This is a genomic window from Streptomyces chartreusis NRRL 3882, assembly GCF_900236475.1.
Lineage (GTDB): Bacteria > Actinomycetota > Actinomycetes > Streptomycetales > Streptomycetaceae > Streptomyces > Streptomyces chartreusis_D.
Window position 1 is genome coordinate 7,170,521 of record NZ_LT963352.1, and the last position, 22,319, is coordinate 7,192,839.

The following is a 22,319-nucleotide window of genomic DNA, read 5'->3' on the forward strand; positions in this document are numbered from 1 at the left end:
GTCGGCCGGGAGAGTCGTGTCAACGGACTGGGTAGGGTTCGCGGGGTGCCCCAGATTTCAGAGAAGATCCACGAGCTCACGGTCGGCCAGCTGGCGGCGCGCAGCGGGGCCGCCGTTTCCGCCCTGCACTTCTACGAGTCGAAGGGCCTGATCAGCAGTCGCCGGACGGCCGGCAACCAGCGCCGGTACGCGCGTGACACGCTGCGCAGGGTCGCCTTCATCCGGGCCGCGCAGCGGGTCGGCATTCCGCTGGCGACGATCCGCGAGGCGCTGGCGGAGCTGCCCGACGAGCGGACGCCGACCCGGGAGGACTGGGCCCATCTCTCGGAGGCCTGGCGCTCGGAGCTGGACGAACGCATCAAGCAGCTGAACCGCCTTCGTGATCACCTCACCGACTGCATCGGCTGCGGCTGTCTCTCCCTCGACACCTGCGTCCTCTCCAACCCGGGCGACGCCTTCGGCGAGCGCCGGGCGGGGTCGCGCCTGCTGGTGGACAAGGGGCGCGGTTAGCGCCTGCTCGCCGGTGGTGTCGGGGCCGCGTCGGGGGGTGTCCGTCCTCGGAACGGCGCGATGGGGCCCTATACCGACTGACTGGCGTTGACGCGCCAACCGCTGCGGGCGGACACCCCCCGACACGTCCCCTTCCGTGCGTCGGCGGCTGCGGGTGCGTCGTGGCTGCCCTAGCTGCGGGCAGTCGTGCCGCTTGGGGCGGCACGGGTGGGCGCAGCGGCACCCCGCAGCGCCGGGCTGCGCAACCCCCCGGCCTCAGCCACGACGCCGGGCGCCTCGCCGACCGGCCTCGTACTCCACCAACCCCGCCGCGACCAACTCCGCGTTGGACCCGGCCCGCCTCCCGTCCGGCAGAACCAGCACGTCCTCCACCCCGACCCGCGTAGCCAACCCCAACCGCCCCGCGAGCCGCAGCACAGGCCACGCACCCCCGTCCTCCCCGTGCAGCAGGACAGGACGCCCGTGCGCGGCACCAAGGTCGGACAACAGCCCCCGCGCGGAAACCACCGCACGGGCGGGGTCGGTGTCCGTCACCTCGGCCAAGACCCGCAGCACCTTCGGCCCCAGCGGCGAGGCGGCGAACCGCTCCGCACCGTCCGTCCCGGACCAGATGCCGGCCTCCACGCCCACCCCGAGATCGAGGAGCAGGGCGGCAACCTCCTCCGCACCCGGCTCATGCCAGTTGACCGAGGCGTGGTCGGGCAGGACGGTCCAGCTCCGTATCCGCTCCAGCCTGGCGGCGGTGTCCGGCTCGGCCCATGCCCCCGTGGTCACACCCACCGGCACCGGCACGCGCGAGCGAATCGCCGACAGCGTCTCCGTGAGCACCCTGGGCGACAACGTGTCCCGCCCGCACGGCGTCTTGGGATGGACATGGATGTCCGTGGCCCCGGCCGCGACCGCGTCGGCGGCGGACTCGGCCATGGACTCGGGAGTCAGCGGCACCGCCGTACCGTCGGCGGCGGTCCGCGGACCGTTCAGACACACCTGCACCATGTCTCGATGGTGCCAGTCACCACTGACAGCCGGCCCCGGCGACGACAGTGGGGGTGCGGCATCCCCGGCGCACCCCCCGCGCACCCGCATTCGTCAAGCCGACACCAGCAGCCTCGCCCGCCTGGCGTCCGCCAGGGACTCGGGCGTCAGCACCGGACGCGGCACCAGGATTCCGCAGTCCGTGCAGACCGGACCCGCCGAAGGCTCGTGGTCCAGGTCGTACTTCCAGGCGAGTCGCTCCCCGCCGCACACCGGGCACGTCGAGCCCGGCTCGCGCTCCAGCGCGGCGATCAGCCGGCGCAGCACCTCGGCCAGCGGTTCACGGGGATGGACCGCCGGATCGTCGCACCACGCCACGCCGAAACCGCCCCAGGTCAGCCGGTGCCAGTCGTCCACACTGCCCGGCCGGCGCAGTCCGTCGTGCTTCTCCTTCTTGCGGCGCTCGGCGAACTCGACCTCGTAGGCCAGCCAGACCGCCCGCGCCTCCTCCAGTTCGTCCAGTGCGGCCACGAGCCGCACCGGATCGGGGGACCGGTCCTCGGGACCGAACCCTGCCCGGGAGCACAGATGGTCCCAGGTCGCCCTGTGCCCGTAAGGGGCGAACCTCTCAAGGCACTTGCGCAGCGAGTAGCGCCGCAGTGCCAGATCGCACCGCGGATCGCGGACCTGTCTCGCCAGACTCCGGAAACCGGCCATCGTCCTGCACCTCCGTCACACCTGCACCTGTAATCCGGTCACTTCGGCGTCGTCGTAAGGACGTCGCCGAATAGACGTATCGACAAGCGAATCGGCTCCATCCGATTTCAAATGGCCTCCATAAGCCGTCCGACGAGGCCCGTGAGTCGACTGCCGTGGTTCGTGTGCCTGTTGTGCTGACTCCAAAAAGTGACGCTTGCTCATCTTCAATCGCGGGGATACCGGCGGTAACATCCCGCCCACCCCAGTCGGGAGGAGCCCCCCACATGCCACGGCGTAACCCACGCACCGTTCTCGACAGAATGAGAACTCCCCGCGGAATCCCCGGGTTCCTGAAGACCGCATCGGTATGCGCGCTGATCGCGGGCCTCTTGTCGCCGCTGTCCCAGGCGGCCGCCTCGGAGACGGGGACCGCGCAGGCCACCGCGGCGGCGAACGACCACTGCGGCAACCAGTGTTCGGACATCCTTCCGCCCGGCCAGAACGGCAACGCCACCCTGGCCCAGATCCTCCTGAACCAGGCCTTCGGAGCCCAGCCCGAGCACGCCGAGGACCAGCTCGGGCCCTACGCCGACCTCGCCAAGGGGTACACCGGCCTCACCAACGACAAGATCAACAACTTCTTCAACGACGCGTCGTTCGGGGTCCCGGCGGATCAGGTCGCCTCCACCGTCAAACCCGCCGGGCGCGGTGACGTGACGATCGTCCGGGACAAGAAGACCGGTGTGCCGCACATCACCGGAACCACCAGGTACGGCACGGAGTTCGGTGCCGGCTACGCGGCCGCCCAGGACCGGCTGTGGCTGATGGACGTCTTCCGGCACGTCGGACGAGGTCAGCTGACCTCCTTCGCGGGCGGCGCGCCCTCCAACCAGGGCCTGGAACAGCAGTTCTGGCGACACGCGCCCTACACCGAGGCCGACCTCCAGGCGCAGATCGACAACGCCGTCGCCACCAACGGCGAGCGCGGCAAGCAGGCCCTCGCCGACGCCAAGGCCTACCTCGACGGCATCAACGCCTACATCGACGCCTCCGACAGCGGCCGGTACTTCCCCGGCGAGTACGTCCTCACCGGGCACAAGGACTCGGTCACCAACGCCGGGAAGATCGAGCACTTCAAGATCACCGACATGGTCGCGCTGGGGTCCGTCATCGGCGCGCTGTTCGGCTCCGGCGGAGGCGGCGAGGTCAACAACGCGCTCTCCCTGCTCGCCGCCCAGGAGAAGTACGGCGTGGCGGAAGGGACCAGGGTCTGGGAGTCCTTCCGGGAGCGCAACGACCCGGAGGCCGTCCTCACCGTCCACGACGGCAGCTTCCCGTACGTGACCAAGCCGGACGACCCGCAGGGCACGGCCGTACCGGACGCCGGCTCGGTGAAGCCGGAGCCGCTCGTCTACGACCGCACGGGCAGCGCCACCACGGCCAGTGCCACCGACGCGTCCGGCGAGGCGGCGAGGACAGCCCTGTCGTCCGCCAAGCGCGGCATGTCCAACGCCCTCGTGGTGGGCGGAGAGCACACCGCCAGCGGCCACCCGGTCGCCGTGTTCGGCCCGCAGACCGGCTACTTCGCCCCCCAGCTGCTGCTGCTCCAGGAACTCCAGGGCCCGGGCATCAGCGCCCGCGGCGCCTCCTTCGCGGGCCTGAGCATGTACGTCGAACTCGGCCGCGGCCAGGACTACTCGTGGAGCGCCACGACCTCCGGCCAGGACATCATCGACACGTTCGCCGTCGAACTGTGCCAGGACGACTACCACTACCTGTACCGCGGCACCTGCACGCCGATGGAGAAGATCGAGCAGAAGAACGCCTGGAAGCCGACCACCGCCGACGGCACCGCGGCCGGCTCGTACACGATGCGCGTCTGGCGCACCAAGTACGGCCCCGTCGAGTACCGCGCCACGGTCGGCGGCAAGAAGGTCGCCTACACCACCCTGCGCTCGTCCTTCATGCACGAGGCCGACTCCATCATCGGCTTCCAGATGCTGAACGACCCGGACTACGTGAAGGGCCCGGAGTCGTTCCAGAAGGCGGTGCAGCACATCAACTACACCTTCAACTGGTTCTACGTCGACTCCGAGCACACCGCGTACTACAACAGCGGCGACAACCCCGTGCGCGCGAACGGTGTCGACGCCGAGTTCCCGGTGTGGGCCCGGCCGGCGTACGAGTGGCGGGGCTGGGACCCGGCGACCAACACGGCCGACTACACCCCGCCCTCCGCCCACCCCAACTCCATCGACCAGGACTACTACATCTCCTGGAACAACAAGCAGGCCAAGGACTACACGACCGCGCCCTGGGGCAACGGCTCCGTACACCGCGGCAACCTCCTGGAGGACCGGGTGAAGAAGCTGGTCCAGCAGGGCGGGGTGACCAGGGCCTCGCTGGTGAAGGCCATGGCCGACGCGGCCACGGCCGACCTGCGGGCGGAGGACGTGCTGCCCAAGCTGCTGAAGGTCGTGGGCAGTTCACCCGTCACCGACCCCACCGCCGCGGCCGCTGTCAGCAAGCTGCAGGCGTGGGTCGCCGCGGGCGGCAAGCGCACGGAGACCTCGGCCGGTTCCAAGAAGTACGCCGACGCCGACGCGATCCGCATCCTGGACGCCTGGTGGCCGCTGCTGGTCAAGGCCGAGTTCGAACCGGGCCTCGGCAGCGAGCTGTTCGAGGCGATGACCGCCAACCTCCCCACCGACGAGTCCCCGTCCGCCTCCCACGGCCCGACCGGGTCGCACGCCGGAAGCTCCTTCCAGTACGGCTGGTGGAGCTACGTCGACAAGGACATCCGGTCCGTGCTCGGCGAGCAGGTGCGGGGACCGCTGGCCCGCGAGTACTGCGGCGACGGAGACCTCCGCGCCTGCCGAGACACCCTCATCAGCACCTTGAAGGAGGCGGCCGGCAAGACCGCGGCCCAGGTCTACCCCGGCGACGACCAGTGCTCGGCGGGCGACCAGTGGTGCGCCGACTCCGTCATCCACCGCACTCTCGGCGGCATCAAGCACGGCAAGATCAGCTGGCAGAACCGGCCGACCTACCAGCAGGTCGTGGAGTTCACCTCACACCGGTGACACCGGACAGGCCCTGGGGCGGGCGGCGGGTCAGCGGATGCGGCCCGCCGCCAGCACCAGCCGGGCCAGTTCCTCGTGCAGGATGTCGCTGTGGGCGCCGGCGGGCGGGCCACCGCGTCTGACCACCGCCGCCGCGTCGACGTTCACGCACCCCGAGGCGGGCAGCTTCGCCCGCAGGGCCTCGGCGAGGGTGTACGCGCGCGTGCCCGGCACCGCCTGCACCCCGTCGTAGCCCATCGCACCCCACTTGGCGCCCAGCGCCCGCCCCAGGTCGAGGCCGGCGACCGACCGGCTGTCGCCCGCCATGCGGGAGGCCAGCGGATACATCGTGCCCAGGGCCGAGTCGTGCCGGGAGTGGCAGCACACCAGGGGACCGTCGACGCGGTTCTGCTGCCCCTGGAGCACCCCTCCGGCGCGGGCGTCGTGCGGCAGCCGGGCCGCGAAAGCGTAGTGCGAGAACGCCCCTTGGAGCAGCGTCACCGACTTCACCGTCCGCACGCCCTCGGGCAGGCCGCGCAGCGCGAACGACACCAGCCGCGCGCCGAAACTGTGCCCCACCAGGTGCACGCGCACGCCCGGCGCCGCCTTCGCGAGCTGCCCGACGACCCGGCCGAGACCCCGCTCGCCGACGGTTCCCGCACGTCGCTTCATCGCGTAGTACGTCGCCTGCCGCAGCAGCTCGTGCGCCCCCTCCCAGGGGTTGGGGAGGCCGAACCCCTGCTGGGCGCCGGACGCTTCGGGCCCCGCCAGCGCCCGCGCGAACTCCTCGCAGGCCGCCGCCGAGGAGCCGGCCAGCATCTCCGGCTCGCTCTGCGGCACGCCCTCCGCCACGGTGTCCGCCGCGAACAGCGCCTGCGGCCCGGGCGCCACCACCTCGACCAGCAGCCGCACCAGCCGCCCGAACTCCTCCAGCTCGGCCTCCTGCGGCGGCTGCTGCTCCAGCAACCGGGCGATCTGGTCGACCAGGATCGCCCGGCCCGGGAAGGACTCCAGCAGCGCGTGCCGCGTGTCCTTGTCGAGCACCGGGCGCCCGGGGGCCCCGGCCGCCACGGCCCGCGGGAAGTCCGGGATCGGTTCGTCGGAGAACCGCATGGCCGGCCACAGCACCCCGACGTACCCGATCCGGGCCGCCGGGGCCAGCCGCGGAACGGGAGCCAGGAACCGGTCGTAGAGCCGGGTCGCACCCGAGCGGTCGTTGTTCCAGCCGTGTGCGAAGACGACCAGGTCGCGCACCTTCCGTTCGGTCACCCCGGCGAGCAGCCGGTCGCGCGGGCGGCCCGCCGGGTCGCCGTCCGCGTCGAAGGTCAGCTCCCAGTAGGGAGTCACACTCATCGCCGGATCCGCCATGACAGGCCCCCTGTCCCCCGGGTGACGCACGCGATGTGGCGCATCGTCCTGCCAACGGGGGAGCTTGGCCATACGTCACGGGCGCATTGGGCGAGGGGTGCCGCTTTCAGCGGTAGAGGAGGTACTTCCGCCGCATCCTCCGGAACGCCGCCAGCTCCTCCCGCCACCCCGCCACGACCTCGTCGGTGTCCGCGCCCGCGTCGATCATCGTGCGCACGCGCGCGGAGCCGGTGAGTTTGTCGATCCAGTTGTCGGAGCGCCAGGCGAACCCGCTCCACACCTTCCTGGCCGTCACGAGCAGGGCGATTCCCGTCCGTACGGGATCGAAGGCGTCCCGGTCGTGCACATGGACCTGCACACCGCCGATCGTCCTGCCCTGGAACTTGGAGAAGGTGGGCGCGAAGTACGCCTCCCGGAAGCGCACGCCGGGCAGGGCGAGTTCGTTCGCGGCGGCGGCCCAGCGCCGGTCGATGCCCTCGGCGCCGAGCAGTTCGAACGGCCGGGTCGTGCCACGCCCCTCCGACAGGTTCGTGCCCTCGAACAGACACGTCCCCGAGTAGACCAGGGCCGTCTCCGGCGTCGGCATGTTCGGGCTCGGCGGCACCCAGGGCAGCCCGGAGGCGTCGTAGAAGTCCGAGCGCTTCCAGCCCGACATCGGCACGGTCTCCAGCGGCACCGGCTCGGTCAGGAACTCCTTGTTGAACAGGCGTGCCAGCTCGGCGACGGTCATCCCGTGGGCCTGGGAGACGGGCTGCCGCCCGACGAACGTGGCGAACTCCTTGTGCAGGACGGGCCCCAGGGCCGCCCGGCCGGTCACCGGGTTGGGCCGGTCCAGGACCACGAACCGCTTGCCGGCGAGCTGCGCCGCCTCCATGCAGTCGTACAGGGTCCAGATGTACGTGTAGAAGCGGGCGCCGACGTCCTGGATGTCGAACACGACCGTGTCCACGCCGGACGCGGTGAAGACGTCGGCGAGCGGCCGGCCGCTCTTGAGGTAGGTGTCGTAGACGGGCAGGCCGGTCGCCGGGTCGTCGTAGCGGCCCTCGGAGCCGCCGGCCTGGGCGGTGCCGCGGAAGCCGTGCTCGGGGCCGAAGACGGCCCTCAGATCCACTCGGGTGTCCGCGTGCATGACGTCGACGATGTGGCGGACGTCGCGGGTGATGCCGGTGGGGTTGGTGACGATTCCGACCTTCTGGCCGTCGAGCAGGGTGTAGCCGTCGTGGGCGAGTCGTTCGAAGCCGGTGCGGAGTTGTCTGTGGCGCTGGGCGGCGGTTGCCGTGGGTGTGGCCGAGACGGTTGCTGCCGCGGCCGTCGTGAGTACGGTTCGTCTGGAAGGGCGCATGGGTGGGTGGCCTCCGTGATCCGTTTTGTGCCGCTTTCGTGGTGGCTGCTCGCGCGACGCGGCGGAGCCGCGCATCGGTGCGGCCCCGCGCCCCTAAGGTGCTGCGCCACCCCCTTCCTTGAAACATACCGACCGGTTAGTCTGGCGCCACTGCTGGAGCCGCGTCTGAGGAGACCGATGGTGGGAGCCTTTCAAGGGGCCGGAGTCGTTGTCACGGGGGCCGGGGGCGGGATCGGGGCCGCGCTCGCGCGCCGTTTCGCCGCAGAGGGAGCCCGGGTCGTCGTCAACGACCTGGACGCCGAGCGGGCCAAGCACGTCGCGGACGAGGTCGGGGGGATCGCCGTGACCGGCGACGCCTCGGCGATCGTCGCCGACGCCCGCGACGCGCTCGACGGGACCGTCGACGTGTACTGCGCCAACGCCGGTGTCGCCTTCGAGGGCGGTCACGCGGACGCGCCCCTGGACGAGAAGGCCTGGGCGACCTCCTGGGACGTGAACGTCATGGCGCACGTCCGGGCCGCTCATGAGCTGCTGCCCGGCTGGCTGGAGCGGGGCAGCGGACGGTTCGTCTCCACCGTCTCCGCCGCCGGGCTGCTCACCATGATCGGCGCCGCGCCCTACGCCGTCACCAAGCACGGCGCCCTCGCCTTCGCCGAGTGGCTGTCGCTGACGTACCGGCACCGGGGCGTGAAGGTCCACGCCATCTGCCCGCAGGGCGTCCGTACCGACATGCTGGCCGCCACCGGCAGCGCGGGCGACCTGGTGCTCCAGCCGACCGCGATCGAGCCGGAGGCCGTGGCGGACGCCCTGGTGACGGGCATCGAGGAGGACCGCTTCCTGATCCTGCCGCACCCCGAGGTCGCCGGGTACTACCAGGCCCGGGCCGGTGACCCCGACCGGTGGCTGACCGGCATGAACCGCATCCAGCAGCAGTGGGAGGAGAACCGGTGACCGAGTCCCGTTACGCGGCCAAGCCCTGGCTGGAGCTGCTGAGCGACGCCCAGAAAGGCGCGATAAGCCCCGCCGGCTCCCTCGTGCACGCCCTGCGCCGGGCCGTGGCGAAGACGCCGGACAGCGACTTCCTGGCCTACTTCGACGGCCGCCTGACCTACCGGGACGTCGACGAGCTCAGCGACTCCGTCGCCGGGCATCTCGCGGCGCGCGGACTTCAGCGCGGCGACCGGGTCGCGGTCCTGCTCCAGAACTCCCCGCACTTCGTGCTCGCCGTGCTGGGCGCCTGGAAGGCGGGCGCGGTCGTCGTGCCCGTCAACCCGATGTACAAGTCGGGCGAGGTGTCCCACGTCCTGCGCGACGGCGAGGTCGCCGCGCTGATCTGCTCGGACCGGGCGTGGGAGTCGTATCTGCGCGAGACGGCGGCCGACTCGCCCGTGCGGATCGTGCTCACCGGGTGCGAGCTGGACTTCCAGACGCGGGACGACGCGCGCGTGCTGACCTTCGAGCGGCTGCCGCAGGCCCCGGACGCCGACGACCTGGTGACCGTGGCGCGGGCCGGGAACAAGGCTCCCGAGGACCGGGACCCCGATCCCTGCGACATCGCGCTGATCAGCTACACCTCGGGCACCAGCGGCACGCCCAAGGGCGCCACCAACACGCACGGCAACATCATGTACAACGCCGAGCGGCAGCGGACCGGTCTCGGTCTGCCCGAGCGGCCCGTGTACTTCGCGCTGGCGCCGCTGTTCCACATCACCGGCATGGTCTGCCAGTTCGGCGCCTGCCTGAACAGTGCGGGCACGCTCGTGCTGGCCTACCGCTTCGAGGCCGGCGTGGTCCTCGACGCGTTCGCCGAGCACCGCCCGCACTACACCGTCGGCCCGTCCACGGCCTTCATGGCGCTGGCCGCGCACCCGTCCGTCACCCGGGACCACTTCTCCTCCTTCCGGGTGATCTCCTCCGGCGGTGCCCCGCTGCCGCCCGCGCTGGTGGAGAAGTTCCGGGCGGGCTTCGGGCCGTACATCCGCAACGGCTACGGGCTGACCGAGTGCACCGCGCCGTGCGCCTCCGTGCCGCCCGGTCTGGAGGCGCCCGTCGACCCGGTCTCCGGGACCCTCGCGGTCGGCCTGCCCGGCCCCGACACGGTCGTACGGATCGTCGACGACAACGGCGACGAGGTGCCGTTCGGCGAGCAGGGCGAGATCGTCGTCCGGGGGCCGCAGGTCGTGCCCGGCTACTGGCGGCGCCCCGACGCCACCGCCGAGACGTTCCCCGGCGCCGAACTGCGCACCGGCGACATCGGCTTCATGGACGAGCGGGGCTGGCTGTACGTCGTGGACCGCAAGAAGGACATGATCAACGCGTCCGGCTTCAAGGTGTGGCCGCGCGAGGTCGAGGACGTGCTCTACACGCACCCGGCGGTGCGCGAGGCCGCCGTCGTGGGCGTGCCGGACGGGTATCGCGGTGAGACCGTCAAGGCGTACATCAGCCTGCGTCCGGACGCGGACACGGACCCGGATGCACTCGCCTCCTACTGCAAGGAGAGACTGGCCGCCTACAAATACCCGCGCCAGGTGGAGATCCTGCCGGACTTGCCGAAGACGGCCAGTGGGAAGATCCTCCGTCGGGAACTGCGTTCCCGGACGCAAGGCAACTGACAGCAGTACGGAAAGGCAGGTGGCGGCAGTGCCCAGGACGACGGACTCGGACGGCACCCCCGTACCTCAGCGGCTCCTGGCCGCCGCCACCCGGCTCTTCGCCGAGCAGGGCTACGACCGCACCTCGGTGCAGGAGATCGTCGAGGCGGCCGGGGTCACCAAGGGGGCGCTGTACCACTACTTCGGCTCCAAGGACGACCTCCTGCACGAGGTGTACGCGCGCGTGCTGCGCATCCAGCAGGAGAGGCTCGACGCCGTCGCGGGCGCGGACGAGCCGGTGGAGAAGCGGCTGCGGGCCGCGGCCGCGGACGTCGTGGTGACGACCATCGACAACCTCGACGACGCGATGATCTTCTGGCGGTCCATGCACCACCTGAGCCCCGAGAAGAACAAGCAGGTCCGCGCCGAGCGCCGCCGCTACCACGAGCGCTTCCGCGCGCTGGTCGAGGAGGGCCAGGAGGCGGGTGTCTTCTCCAAGGCGACCCCGGCGGACCTGGTGGTCGACTACCACTTCGGCTCGGTCCACCACCTGTCGACTTGGTACCGGCCGGACGGCCCGCTCAGCCCCCAGGAGGTCGCGGACCACCTGGCCGACCTGCTGCTGCGAGCCCTGCGCCCGTGAGGCCCCCAGGGGACTCCGGCCCCTGGACCCCCGGCCTGTGCCCACCCACCACCCGAATCGGTCGGCCGGGCGGCCGGGCTTGGAACGCTGGGCTGAGTCACTTCCTCCAGCCCGTCCGGCGTTTGAGGACGAGGCCGTCCAGGCCGATCGGGGGTCCAAGGGGCGTAACCCCCTGGCGGGGTCGAAGGGGCGGAGCCCCTGGGGATGGGGCGGGTAGGGGCGGCGGGGGCGGAAACCTCCCGCCGCCCCGACGCGTCACAGGTACTTCTTCAACTCCCGCCGCGCCAGCGACCGCTGGTGCACCTCGTCCGGCCCGTCCGCGATCATCAGCGTCCGCGCCCCCGCGTACAGCTCCGCCAGCGGGAAGTCCTGGCTCACACCCCCCGCACCGTGCAACTGGATCGCCCGGTCGAGGATGTCCACCACCGCCCGAGGCGTAGCGATCTTGATCGACTGGATCTCGGTGTGCGCCCCCTTGTTCCCCACCGTGTCCATCAGCCACGCGGTCTTCAGCACCAGCAGCCGCAACTGCTCGACGGTCACCCGCGCATCCGCGATCCAGTTGTGCACCACACCCTGCTGGGCCAGCGTCTTCCCGAAGGCCGTACGGGACACCGCCCGCCGGCACATCAGCTCGATCGCCCGCTCGGCCATCCCGATCAGCCGCATGCAGTGGTGGATCCGGCCGGGACCGAGCCGGGCCTGTGCGATGGCGAAGCCGCCGCCCTCCTCGCCGATGAGGTTCGACGCCGGTACGCGCGCACGGTCGAAGACCACCTCGGCGTGGCCGCCGTGGTAGTGGTCCTCGTAGCCGAAGACCTGCATCGCGCGCTTGATCGTCACGCCCGGCGTGTCACGGGGGACCAGGATCATCGACTGCTGACGGCGGATGTCGGAACCCTCCGGGTCCGTCTTGCCCATCACGATGAAGATCCTGCAGTCCGGGTGCATCGCCCCGGAGATGTACCACTTGCGGCCGGTGACGACGTACTCGTCGCCGTCCCGCTCGATGTGGGTCGTGATGTTGGTGGCGTCCGAGGAGGCCACCTCCGGCTCGGTCATCGCGAACGCCGAGCGGATCTCGCCCGCCAGCAGCGGCTCCAGCCACTGCTTGCGCTGCTGCTCGTCGCCGAACTGGGTGAGCACCTCCATGTTCCCCGTGTCGGGTGCCGCGCAGTTCGTCACCGTCGGGGCCAGCTGCGGGGAGCGCCCCATGATCTCGGCGAGCGGCGCGTACTGGAGGTTGGTGAGCCCCGCGCCGTACTCGGAGTCCGGCAGGAAGAGGTTCCACAGGCCCTGCCGGCGCGCCTCGGCCTTCAGCTCCTCGACCACCTCCGGGGTCTCCCACGGCGAGGCGAGCCGGGCCCGCTGCTCGTGCGCGACGGCCTCGGCCGGATAGACGTACTCGTCCATGAAGGCCAGCAGCTTGCCGCGCAGCTCCTCGGTGCGCGCGTCGAACGCGAAGTCCATGTCCGTCAGCCTTCCTGAAGGGTGGTGAGACCGTGCTCGATGAAGACGGGGACCAGGTCGCCGATGCGGTCGAAGCCGCGCCCGACCGTCTGGCCCAGGGTGTAGCGGTAGTGGATGCCCTCCAGGATCACGGCGAGCTTGAACCAGGCGAACGCCGTGTACCAGGAGACCGCGGAGACGTCGCGCCCCGAACGCGCGGCGTACCGCTCGATCAGTTCGGCCGGGTCCGGGTGCCCCGGCGCCTCGGCCGTCGTGGAGACGGGGGAGTCCGCCGTCTCGAGCGGCATGCTGTACATCGCCAGCAGCCCCAGGTCGGTGAGCGGGTCGCCCAGGGTGGACATCTCCCAGTCGAGGATCGCCTTGATGCGGTCGTCCTCGCCGATCAGGACGTTGTCCAGCCGGTAGTCGCCGTGCACCACGGCAGGGGCGGGGGAGGAGGGCAGCCGCCGACCCAGCGTCGCCTGCAACTCGTCGATCCCGGCCAGCTCGCGGTTGCGCGAGGCGTCCAGCTGCTTGCCCCAGCGCCGCAGCTGCCGGTCCAGGAAGCCCTCGGGCCGGCCGAAGTCGGCGAGCCCCACCTCGCCCGGGTCCACCGCGTGCAGCTCCAGCAGCGCGTCCACCAGGTTCAGCACCGCGCCCCGGGTCCGCTCCGGACCGAGCGGGGCGAGCTGGTCGGCCGTGCGGTACGGGGTGCCCTCGACGAACTCCATGACGTAGAACGGCGCGCCGAGCACCTCCTCGTCCTCGCACAGCAGCACCGGCCGCGGAACCGGCACGGCGGTCGGGTGCAGCGCGCTGATCACCCGGTGTTCGCGCTTCATGTCGTGCGCGGTGGCCAGGACGTGGCCGAGCGGGGGCCGGCGTACGACCCACCGGGAGGTGCCGTCGGAGACGGCGTAGGTGAGGTTCGACCGTCCGCCCTCGATCAGCCGGCCGGACAGTGCGCCGCTCACCAGGCCGGGCAGCTCACGGTCGAGCAGGCCGCGCAGCCGGTCGAGGTCGAGTCCGGGCGGATGGTCGGGGCTCATGCGTCGCTCCTACGGGCAGGTGAACAGTTCCCGACTCATGATGCCGACCGGTCGGTATGTCGTCCAGAGCGGGGCCGAAACGTGATCGGAGCCACGATAGGCCGCCACGATAGGCCGAGGACTCCCGTCATGGGGCGCCGGGGAGGTTTCGGCCGGTTCGTTCAGGCCATCCGGCTTGCGTGCCACCCCGCGAGCCCGGAAGGTCGGAGCCATGAAGGCCATCAGCTACTCACGGTACGGCGGACCCGAGGTGCTGGCGTTCGGGGAGGTCCGCGATCCCAAGGTCGGCCCGGACTCCGTGCTGGTGAAGGTGCGGGCGGCGGCCGTGAACCCCGTCGACTGGAAGGCCCGCGAGGGCTACCTCGAGGGGCTCTTCGAAGCCGCGTTCCCCGTGGTGCCCGGCTGGGACGTCTCGGGCGTCGTCGTACGGCCCGGCGTGGCCGTGTCGGAGTTCGACGTCGGGGACGAGGTCATCGGGTACGTGCGCGAGGACTTCCTCTCCCGCGGCACCTTCGCCGAGTACGTGGCCGCGCCCCTGCGCACCCTCGCGCGCAAGCCGCGCAACCTCTCCTTCGAGGAGGCGGCCGGACTGCCGCTGGTCGGGCTCACCGGCTACCAGGTGCTGGTCAAGGTGCTCCAGGTGAAGCGGGGCGAGACCGTGCTGGTGCACGCCGCGGCCGGCGGGGTCGGCTCGATCGCCGTCCAGCTCGCCACCCATCTCGGTGCCCGGGTGATCGGCACGGCGAGCGAGTCCAACCACGACTTCGTGCGGAGCCTCGGCGGGGAGCCGGTGACCTACGGCGAGGGCCTGGGCGAGCGGGTGCGCGGGCTGGCGCCCGAGGGGGTGGACGCGGTGTTCGACACGGTCGGCGGAGACGCGCTGAAGGTCTCGGCGAACCTGCTGGCTCCCGAGGGCCGCATGGTCTCGATCGCCGACAACGACGTGGTGAACTACGGCGGCCGCTACTACTTCGTCCGCCCCGACGCCGAGGACCTCCGGCGGCTGTCCGAACTGGCGGAACAGGGCGTGGTGAGCGTGCACGTCTCCGAGACCTTCCCGCTGGAACGAGCGGCGGACGCACACCGGCTGAACGAGGAGGGCCGGACACGCGGCAAGATCGTCGTGACGGTGAACTGGGAGCCGGAGAACACGTAGCCACGGACCCGCACCCTGGCGTGCGGGTCCGGCGCGCCGCGGCTCCCACAGCGCCCGGCGCCCGTCGCGTGGTTCACCGACGCCGGCTCCCTGGCGTGCGGCGCCCTGTGGCGGGGTGCGGCCGGCCGACGTCGAGGGATGCCCGGCGGTCGGCGCTCGCTGCGCGCGGCGTGCCGATGTCCTGCCATGCGGCCGTCTTGGCGCCGGGGCGCGTCGCGCCCTGGACCGCGGTGCCCCGGCCGCCGGCGGCCGGCGCCGTTCGGGTGCCCTGGCAGTCGGCGCCCGCTCCCGCGGCGTGCGGCGTCCTGAAGGCCGTGGCGTGTCGCCGGCCGGGTGACGTCCGGGCGTGCATCGCCCCGGTGTCCGGTGTGTGGCTGCGCTTGCGTGTGGCGTGTGGGTCCCTGAGCCCTTGGCGCGCGGCGTCCGGCTCCCGGGGGTGTGGCGCCTCGGCGTGGGTCCTCTGGTGTCCTGGGGTGCGGCGTCCTGAAGGCTGTGGCGTGTCGCCGGCCGGGTGACGTCCGGGGGTGCAGCGCCCCAGTGTCCGGTGTGTGGCTCCGCTTGCATGTGGCGCGTGGGGTCCCCGAGCGTGCGGCGTCCGGCGTCCGGCTCCCGGGCGTGTGGCGCCCCGGCGTCCGTGCCCTGGCGTCCTGGAGTGCGGCGGAGGTCCCCGGTCGGCGCCCCGTGGCGTGCAGCGCCCGGCCCGGGCCCTCCACTTGGCCCACGGTCCAGTGGTATGCACCCCGGCGTCCGACCCTGGCCTCCTGGAGTCCGGCGTGAGGTCCCGGTCGGCGCCCGCGGCGTGCAGCGCCCGGCCCCCGCCCCGGGCCTCCGGGGCCCGCGGCCCCCGGCGGCAGCCGCCCGCGCGTGTCCTAGAGGACGAGCGCCGCCCCGCACACCGCCATCGCCAGTGTGCACAGCACCGCGGCCGTGGCGTGGCGGGGTGTGAACGCCGTGGGGCTGGTGGTGGTCGCGAGTGTGCGGATGCGGCGGTGGGCGATGCCCAGGAAGCCCAGCCACAGGACGCAGCACAGCGCGCACGCGACGATCCCGGGCGCCGACGCCCCGCCGTGCAGCACGGTCTTCACGGCGAGCACGGCGGAAACCGTGCCCGACAGCGTCGTACGCCGCCACGCGAGCCGGGTCCGCTCGGGTTGCAGCCCGGGGTCGCGGTCGGGGTCCTGCTGCCGGGCTGCCGGCGCGTTCACCCCTCCCACCCCACGAGCACCACCACGACCATGGCGACGGCCACGACCGCGACGACCAGGCTCAGCAGCGCCGGGAACCGGGACACCGGCAGGTCCTCGCCCCGCCGCATGGCCCGCTCGCAGCGCACCCAGTGGTTGACCGCCCGCAGCGAGCACAGCACGCCCGCGGCCAGCAGCGCGAGCGCCAGCCCCACCCGCCAGCCCCAGCGCAGGTCCGGCAGGAACTGGTCCACGGCGAAGCCGCCGCCGATCAGCGCGAGCGCGGTGCGCAGCCAGGCCAGGAAGGTGCGTTCGTTCGCCAGGGAGAACCGGTAGTCCGGCGTCTCGCCGTCCTGCCGCACCTCCGCCGGCGCGAACCACAAGCGGACGTTCCGTACGAACTCGATCACGTGCGCGACCCTACCGGGGACGCCGTCCCCGGGCGTCGCCGATGCCGCTCACCCGGTCCGGCCCGACCCGGGGCGGCAGCCCGCTCAGCCCGTCGACCGGAACGCCGTGAGCCGCTCGTAAGCCGCCAGTCCGTCCGGCACCCACTCCCAGTCGCCCAGCCGCCGCCGCACCTCGTCCTCGGGCAGGAAGTCGTGCCAGGCCACCTCCTCGGCCTGCGGCTGTACCGGAAGGTCGCACCGGACCTCGTACACCGCCGACCACCAGGTCTGCCCGGCGCCGTCGTCGTAGAGGAACTTGAAGAGGTACCGGGGGAGCGGCAGACCCGTCACGCCCAGTTCCTCCTCCGCCTCGCGCAGGGCCGCCGTGTCGTAGGTCTCGCCCGCGCCGACCACTCCGCCGACGAACATGTCGTACAGGGAGGGGAACACCAGCTTGGTCGGCGTCCGCCGGTGCACGAAGATCCGGCCCTCGGCGTCCCGGGCCTGGATGAACACACAGCGGTGCCGCAGCCCCCTGGCGTAGGCCTCGCCCCGGGGCGACTGCCCGACGACCCGGTCGTTCTCGTCGACGATGTCGAGGAGCTCGTCGGCAGGGCTCATGCCCTCGTCCACAGCACTCATACCCTCATCCAAGCAGCACGCGAGGCGTCACTGCGGCTGTGGCTGAAGCTGCCCCGCGCGTGCCCGCTCAGCCGCCCCCGTCGGCATGGCCGGATGCATACCCAGCAGGACGATGCCGGCGATGACGGCCAGGAGACCGCCCGCCTCCCAGCTCAGGGCCACCGCGTCGGTCCGCAGCCGGTCGCCCAGGAAGCCGACGCCGCAGATGATCCCGGCGATCGGCTGGGCCGCGGTCAGGGCGGGCAGCGACTTGCGCAGGGACGCGGTCTCGAAGGCGCTCTGCACCAGGACCAGCCCCGTGACGCCCAGCGCGAGGACGGCGTACGGCTGCCAGCCGGTCAGCAGCCCGGCGAAACCGCCCTCGGAGAACTTCTCCCCGCTCACCCGGGTGAGTGCGTCCTGCACGCCGTAGAGGAGCCCGGCGCCCAGGGCCAGCAGCACCGGCCCGGAGTTCAGCCGGGAGCGCTTGGCGTGCGCGGTGAGCAGCAGGGCCAGCCCGATCATGGCCCCGATGATCAGCCATTGCCGCGTCGGATCGGCCGTCGCGGAGCCGCCCTGTGGCTCGCCCGCCACGATGAACGCGCTCACTCCGCCCGCCAGCAGCAGCAGGCCCGCCCAGCCCTGGCGGCCGAGCGGCTGCCGGGTCTGCCGTCGGGACAGCGCGAGGGCGAACAGCAGGTTCGTCGCCAGCAGCGGCTCCACGAGTGACAGCTCGCCCTGCCCCAGCGCGGCCGCGCCCAGCGCCATGCCGACCACCATCAGCGCGATGCCACCGAGCCACCGCGGCACCTTCACCAGGTCGACCAGCAGCCGGAAGGACAGGAAGTCGTTGAGCGGCGCGCGCTGGGCCGCGTTCTGCTGAAGCACGAAGCCGAAGCCGAGACAGCAGGCGGCACTCACGGCGAGTACCAGTACCAGAACCGACACGCGGTGTACCTCGATCATCAGGTCGGGTTCACGATGGCGTAGGGGCCGACTGTACCGGCCGGCTCCGCCCGGCGCGCCCGTACGTCATGCCATCGTGCGGGGTGGTGACCGCCCAGCACTATGACGCACGCCACAAAGGGCGAAACGGAAAAATCGGATGCCCGCCTCATCTTTCCCTGGTTCCCCGGCGATCACAAAATCCTCACAAGTGGCAGGAGTTGACGCGTGTAACGCCCTTGCGGCCCTTGACGCCAACCCTTGGCTGGGGCTTGGCTGTGTGTGATCAGCTCATGGCGAAGCGCGCACACGCGCTCCATCGACCACCGTGAGCCGAAACACAAGAAGAGCGCGTGAGGAAGTTCCGCGGTGCCCCCACCCCCGCCTCCCCTCGGCCGTGGCCGCAGACGTGCGTCTCAGGTCTTCGACGAGGCCCTCGACGACGCCGACCTCGTGGCCGCGCGCGCCGCGCTGGCGCAGGGCCGCTGGCAGAACGCCCGCTCCCTGCTGGTGCACACCGGGGACGACTGGGACCGGCGCGGCCACCGCGTCACGGTCCTCGCCCGGGAGCCCTACTGCGCCGCCTGGGCCCGTGAGTGGCTGCTCGCCGAACCCGAGTCCGCCGACGCCTCCGTCCTGCTCGCCCTCGCCCAGGTCAGGCGCGCCCTGCACGGCAAGGCCAAGCCCGTCCGGGCCCGCGAGTCCTGCGCGGCCGCCGCCGCCCGCGCCCCCGCCGACCCCACTCCCTGGCTCGGCCTGCTCCTGCTGGAGTGCGCGGTCGGCACCGACCAGGACGTGGTCCGCACCTTCGAGCAGGTCCGCGCCCGCTACGCCGACCACCACCACGCCCACCACCTGATGGTCGCCCGGCTCGCCGGACGCCGCACCGAGGCCGGCCCCGACCCGCTGCACGAGGTCTACGACTTCGCCAACTGGGCCGCCGAACAGGCACCCGCCGACTCCCCGCTCGCGATCCTGCCGGTCATCGCGCACGCCGAGCGCTACCGCGCGCTCGCCGCCGCCGGGCACGAACCCGCAGACCCGGCCGCCTCGGGCCACTGGACCGGCCGCCGCGCCCGGCAGGTCATGAAGGCCGCCTTCGACTGGTGGCTGGAGTGGGAGCTGGAGGGGCACCCGCGCCGGCTGATCGACCTGAACTTCCTCGCCCACGCCAAGTTCTGCGAGGGGCGGGGCGCGGAGGCAGCCGCCCTGTTCCACCGGATCGGCCGGTACGCCACCCCGGCGCCCTGGTCGTACCCGGACCGCGACCCGCACACCGCCTTCGCCGCCGCCCGCGCCGGCGCGCTCGGCACAGCCTGACCCCCCGGAAATCCAGAAGTGAGGACGCTCTCCCGATGACCACGGACAGTTCGAGCACGAGCACATCCGCCGCCGGCGGCATCAGTACGTTCAAGGGGCAGGAGCGTGCCCTGCGCGCCGACCGGCTCGGCACCGGGGGCCTGCTGCTCTCCGTCCTCGCCGCGACCGCCCCGCTCATGGTGGTCGCGGGTGTCATGCCCACCACATTCGCGGTGATGGGCATCGTCGGGCAGCCGCTGCTCTTCGTCGTCCTCGGCATCGTCCTGATCCTTTTCAGCGTCGGCTACGCCGAGATGAGCCGCCACGTCCACAACGCGGGCGCCTTCTACGCGTACATCTCCCGCGGCCTCGGCGGCACCGCCGGCGCGGGCGCCGCCCTGGTCGCCCTCGTCGCCTACAACGCGCTCCAGATCGGCATCTACGGCATCTTCGGCTTCGAGGTCTCCGGGCTCCTCGCCACCTACGCCGACGTGGAGATCGCCTGGTGGATACCCGCGCTCGTGGCCGCGCTCGCCGTCGGCCTGCTGGGCTGGCTGAAGATCGACGTCAACGCGCGCGTGCTCGGCGTGCTGCTGGTCATCGAGGTGCTCCTGGTCGTCGTCTTCGACGTCGCCGCCCTCGCCGACCCCGGCAAGGAAGGCCTCTCCCTGCACGCCTTCAACCCGGACACCCTCACCGGCGCGGGCGTCGGCACGGCGCTGTGCTTCTGCATCGCCGCTTTCCTCGGCTTCGAGCAGGCGCCCGTCTACGCCGAGGAGACCAGCCGCCCGCACGTCCTGGTGCCGCGCGTGATGTTCCTCGCCGTCGGCGGGGTCGCCGTCTTCTTCGCGCTGAGCAGCTGGGCCCTCACCGTCGCCACCGGCCCGTCCGCGATCGTCGGCACGGCCCAGAAGCAGAGCGCCGGACTGCTGTTCTTCCTCACCGAGTCCCGCCTCGGCGGCACCTTCACGGACGTCCTGCACGTCCTGTTCGTCACCGGCATGTTCGCCGCGCTGCTCAGCTTCCACAACGTCGTCGCCCGGTACGCCTTCGCCATGGGCCGCGAGGGCCTGCTGCCCGCCGCCTTCGGCCGCACCAGCGGCACCAGCGGCGCCCCCGGCACCGGCTCGCTGCTCCAGACCGTCGTGGCCGTCGTCGTGGTGGCCGGCTTCGCGATCGCCGACGACAAGCCGGTCGGCGACCCGACCGCGCCCGTCCTGCACCTCTTCACCTGGTTCGGAAACATCGGCGCCCTCGGCGTGATCGTGCTGATGGCGGCGGCCTCACTGTCGGTCGTCGTCTTCTTCGTCCGCCGGGGTGCCGCGGGTTCCCAGGCCTGGCGGCTGGTCACCTCCGCGCTGGCGGGCCTCGCCCTGCTGGTGATCGCCGGCTACACGGTGAAGGACTTCGAGGTCCTCGTCGGCGCCGGCCCGGACTCCTCGCTGAGCTGGGTGCTGCCCGGCATCATCGGCCTCGCCGCGCTCGCCGGCGTCGTCCTCGGCCTGGTGCTGCGCGCCCGCGCCCCCGAGAAGCACGCCCGGATCGGGCTCGGCAACGAGGCGTTCCAGCTGGACAAGGCGGCGTCGTCCTGACCCCGGCCCCGTAAGAAGTGGTTACGGAACTCTGACGAGCACCCGCGATCCCTGTCCTGAAGGGGCCGCGGGTGTTCGAATGAGAACGTGAACGAGGACGTACATGAGGGCGTGAACGACGGACACCCCCCACAGCGGGGCACCCCGGTCGGCCGCCGCGTCTTCCTCGGCACCCTCGGCCTGGGCGCCCTCGGCGTGGTCGCCGCGCCCCGGCTGCAACGCGGCCTGGAGGGCTTCCTCGGCGGCGCCGCCGACAAGGACCCCACCGGCCTGACCGGACTGCTCCCCAACGGCGGTGGCTTCCGCTACTACTCGGTCGCCTCGTCCGTCCCCCGCAAGAACGCCGACAGCTACCGCCTCACGATCGACGGCCTGGTCGACCGCCCCACCACCTACACCCTGGCCGACCTCAAGGCCCTGCCCCAGACGCGCATGGTCCGCGACGTCCAGTGCGTCACCGGCTGGCGCGTCCCCGACACCCCCTTCGAGGGCGTACGCCTGTCCCGGCTGCTCGACGCCGCCGGGGTCCGCCCCACGGCCAAGGCGATCCGCTTCACCTGCTTCGACGGCACCTACACCGAGAGCCTCACCCTCGACCAGGCCCGCCGTGCGGACGTCCTGGTCGCCCTGCGCATGCAGGACAAGGACCTCGGCCACTCCCACGGCGGCCCGGTCCGCCTCTACGTGGCCCCCATGTACTTCTACAAGTCCGCCAAGTGGCTCTCCGGAATCACCGTCACCGACGAGGTCCGGCCGGGCTACTGGGAGGAGCGCGGCTACGACGTCGACGCCTGGGTGGGCCGCTCGAACGGACGTGACGATGAGCCTACGAGCTGACGCCACGGCCGGTGTCGGACGCTTCAGCCGGACCGAGCGCTGGGTGCACCGCACCACGGCCGCGCTCATGGGCGTCTGCGTGACTACGGCGGCCTGCCTCTACGTCCCCCAGCTCGCCGAACTCGTCGGCCGCCGCGAGCTGGTCGTCCGGATCCACGAGTGGGCCGGCCTGGCCCTGCCGGTCCCCGTCCTGGCGGGCCTCGCCTCCCGCGCCTTCCGGGCCGACCTCGGCCACCTCAACCGCTTCGGCCCGCACGACCGGACCTGGCTGCGCGCCGCCCTGCACCGCGACAAGCGCCCCGCGTCCCGCCCCGCGGGCAAGTTCAACGCGGGCCAGAAGCTCTACGCCTCCTGGATCGCCGGCGCCACCCTCGTCATGCTCGGCACCGGCCTGATGATGTGGTTCACCCACCTCACCCCCCTGCTCTGGCGCACCAGCGCGACGTTCGTCCACGACTGGCTGGCCCTCACGATCGGCATAGTCCTGGCCGGCCACATCGGCATGGCCCTGGCGGACCCGGAGGCCAGAAGGGGGATGCGCACAGGCAAGGTGAGCAGAGACTGGGCGGCCCGGGAGCACCCCCTGTGGCGCCCGTAGTCGTCCAACC

Annotated in this window: 20 protein-coding genes; 10 read left to right on the forward strand and 10 right to left on the reverse strand. The window is 72.1% G+C overall.

The annotated features are described in order from the left end of the window. The first annotated feature begins 45 nt into the window (after positions 1 to 45). Complete coding sequence (gene soxR, locus SCNRRL3882_RS32470) at positions 46 to 510, forward strand: redox-sensitive transcriptional activator SoxR (protein ID WP_010046244.1); 465 nt, start codon at positions 46 to 48, stop codon at positions 508 to 510. 255 nt (positions 511 to 765) lie between these two features. On the opposite strand, the gene SCNRRL3882_RS32475 is transcribed toward soxR, so the two are convergent. Next, complete coding sequence (locus SCNRRL3882_RS32475; RefSeq protein ID WP_010045459.1) at positions 766 to 1,506, reverse strand: 3-keto-5-aminohexanoate cleavage protein; 741 nt, start codon at positions 1,504 to 1,506, stop codon at positions 766 to 768. Between the two features lie 93 nt (positions 1,507 to 1,599). Next, entirely contained in the window at positions 1,600 to 2,202 is a 603-nt protein-coding gene (locus SCNRRL3882_RS32480; RefSeq protein WP_010045456.1) for a hypothetical protein, read from the reverse strand. A gap of 266 nt (positions 2,203 to 2,468) precedes the next feature. On the opposite strand from SCNRRL3882_RS32480, the gene SCNRRL3882_RS32485 reads away from it, so the two are divergent. After that, positions 2,469 to 5,267, forward strand: a complete 2,799-nt coding sequence (locus SCNRRL3882_RS32485; RefSeq protein ID WP_029181553.1) for a penicillin acylase family protein — start codon at positions 2,469 to 2,471, stop codon at positions 5,265 to 5,267. 30 nt (positions 5,268 to 5,297) lie between these two features. Here SCNRRL3882_RS32485 and SCNRRL3882_RS32490 read toward each other — a convergent pair whose 3' ends face one another. After that, positions 5,298 to 6,614 (reverse strand): hypothetical protein, encoded by a 1,317-nt coding sequence (locus SCNRRL3882_RS32490; RefSeq protein WP_010045453.1) that lies wholly within the window; start codon positions 6,612 to 6,614, stop codon positions 5,298 to 5,300. Between the two features lie 106 nt (positions 6,615 to 6,720). Further along, entirely contained in the window at positions 6,721 to 7,956 is a 1,236-nt protein-coding gene (locus tag SCNRRL3882_RS32495; RefSeq protein WP_010045452.1) for an exo-beta-N-acetylmuramidase NamZ domain-containing protein, read from the reverse strand. 177 nt (positions 7,957 to 8,133) lie between these two features. On the opposite strand from SCNRRL3882_RS32495, the gene SCNRRL3882_RS32500 reads away from it, so the two are divergent. Genes SCNRRL3882_RS32500 through SCNRRL3882_RS32510 form a run of 3 tightly spaced genes read left to right on the forward strand, consistent with a single transcriptional unit; the run spans position 8,134 to position 11,190 of the window. Continuing rightward, complete coding sequence (locus SCNRRL3882_RS32500; RefSeq protein WP_010045451.1) at positions 8,134 to 8,907, forward strand: SDR family oxidoreductase; 774 nt, start codon at positions 8,134 to 8,136, stop codon at positions 8,905 to 8,907. Further along, complete coding sequence (locus tag SCNRRL3882_RS32505; protein ID WP_010045450.1) at positions 8,904 to 10,568, forward strand: class I adenylate-forming enzyme family protein; 1,665 nt, start codon at positions 8,904 to 8,906, stop codon at positions 10,566 to 10,568. The genes SCNRRL3882_RS32500 and SCNRRL3882_RS32505 overlap by 4 nt, the downstream gene beginning before the upstream one ends. A gap of 28 nt (positions 10,569 to 10,596) precedes the next feature. Beyond that, positions 10,597 to 11,190 (forward strand): TetR/AcrR family transcriptional regulator, encoded by a 594-nt coding sequence (locus tag SCNRRL3882_RS32510; protein WP_010045449.1) that lies wholly within the window; start codon positions 10,597 to 10,599, stop codon positions 11,188 to 11,190. A gap of 255 nt (positions 11,191 to 11,445) precedes the next feature. On the opposite strand, the gene SCNRRL3882_RS32515 is transcribed toward SCNRRL3882_RS32510, so the two are convergent. Both SCNRRL3882_RS32515 and SCNRRL3882_RS32520 read right to left on the reverse strand, forming a co-directional pair. Beyond that, entirely contained in the window at positions 11,446 to 12,660 is a 1,215-nt protein-coding gene (locus SCNRRL3882_RS32515; RefSeq protein ID WP_010045448.1) for an acyl-CoA dehydrogenase family protein, read from the reverse strand. A gap of 5 nt (positions 12,661 to 12,665) precedes the next feature. After that, a complete protein-coding gene (locus SCNRRL3882_RS32520) occupies positions 12,666 to 13,688 on the reverse strand; it encodes a phosphotransferase family protein (protein ID WP_010045443.1) in 1,023 nt (340 codons plus the stop codon). 211 nt (positions 13,689 to 13,899) lie between these two features. On the opposite strand from SCNRRL3882_RS32520, the gene SCNRRL3882_RS32525 reads away from it, so the two are divergent. After that, on the forward strand, positions 13,900 to 14,844 hold the full coding sequence (locus SCNRRL3882_RS32525; protein WP_010045441.1) for an NADP-dependent oxidoreductase: 945 nt from the start codon (positions 13,900 to 13,902) through the stop codon (positions 14,842 to 14,844). 869 nt (positions 14,845 to 15,713) lie between these two features. Here the strand turns inward: SCNRRL3882_RS32525 and SCNRRL3882_RS32530 are convergent. From SCNRRL3882_RS32530 to SCNRRL3882_RS32545, 4 genes are all read right to left on the reverse strand, one after another. Beyond that, the gene (locus SCNRRL3882_RS32530) at positions 15,714 to 16,049 is read right to left on the reverse strand and encodes a DUF202 domain-containing protein (protein WP_010045440.1); all 336 of its coding nucleotides are present in this window, start codon (positions 16,047 to 16,049) and stop codon (positions 15,714 to 15,716) included. Next, on the reverse strand, positions 16,046 to 16,438 hold the full coding sequence (locus SCNRRL3882_RS32535) for a YidH family protein (protein WP_010045438.1): 393 nt from the start codon (positions 16,436 to 16,438) through the stop codon (positions 16,046 to 16,048). The genes SCNRRL3882_RS32530 and SCNRRL3882_RS32535 overlap by 4 nt, the downstream gene beginning before the upstream one ends. A gap of 84 nt (positions 16,439 to 16,522) precedes the next feature. Next, positions 16,523 to 17,038, reverse strand: coding sequence for an NUDIX hydrolase (locus tag SCNRRL3882_RS32540; protein WP_029181552.1), 516 nt, complete (start codon positions 17,036 to 17,038; stop codon positions 16,523 to 16,525). 48 nt (positions 17,039 to 17,086) lie between these two features. Further along, positions 17,087 to 17,986: a DMT family transporter gene (locus SCNRRL3882_RS32545; RefSeq protein WP_040903902.1), complete on the reverse strand. Its 900-nt coding sequence runs from the start codon at positions 17,984 to 17,986 to the stop codon at positions 17,087 to 17,089. A 366-nt stretch (positions 17,987 to 18,352) separates the two neighbouring features. Between SCNRRL3882_RS32545 and SCNRRL3882_RS32550 the strand changes: the two genes are divergently transcribed. From SCNRRL3882_RS32550 to SCNRRL3882_RS32565, 4 genes are all read left to right on the forward strand, one after another. Then, entirely contained in the window at positions 18,353 to 19,303 is a 951-nt protein-coding gene (locus SCNRRL3882_RS32550) for a hypothetical protein (RefSeq protein WP_010045433.1), read from the forward strand. A 35-nt stretch (positions 19,304 to 19,338) separates the two neighbouring features. Then, entirely contained in the window at positions 19,339 to 20,874 is a 1,536-nt protein-coding gene (locus SCNRRL3882_RS32555; protein ID WP_010045430.1) for an APC family permease, read from the forward strand. Positions 20,875 to 20,961: 87 nt separating this feature from the next. Continuing rightward, entirely contained in the window at positions 20,962 to 21,711 is a 750-nt protein-coding gene (locus SCNRRL3882_RS32560) for a molybdopterin-dependent oxidoreductase (protein WP_010045428.1), read from the forward strand. After that, positions 21,695 to 22,309, forward strand: coding sequence for a cytochrome b/b6 domain-containing protein (locus SCNRRL3882_RS32565; RefSeq protein ID WP_010045427.1), 615 nt, complete (start codon positions 21,695 to 21,697; stop codon positions 22,307 to 22,309). Before SCNRRL3882_RS32560 ends, SCNRRL3882_RS32565 begins: the two co-directional genes overlap by 17 nt. Positions 22,310 to 22,319 lie beyond the last annotated feature (10 nt).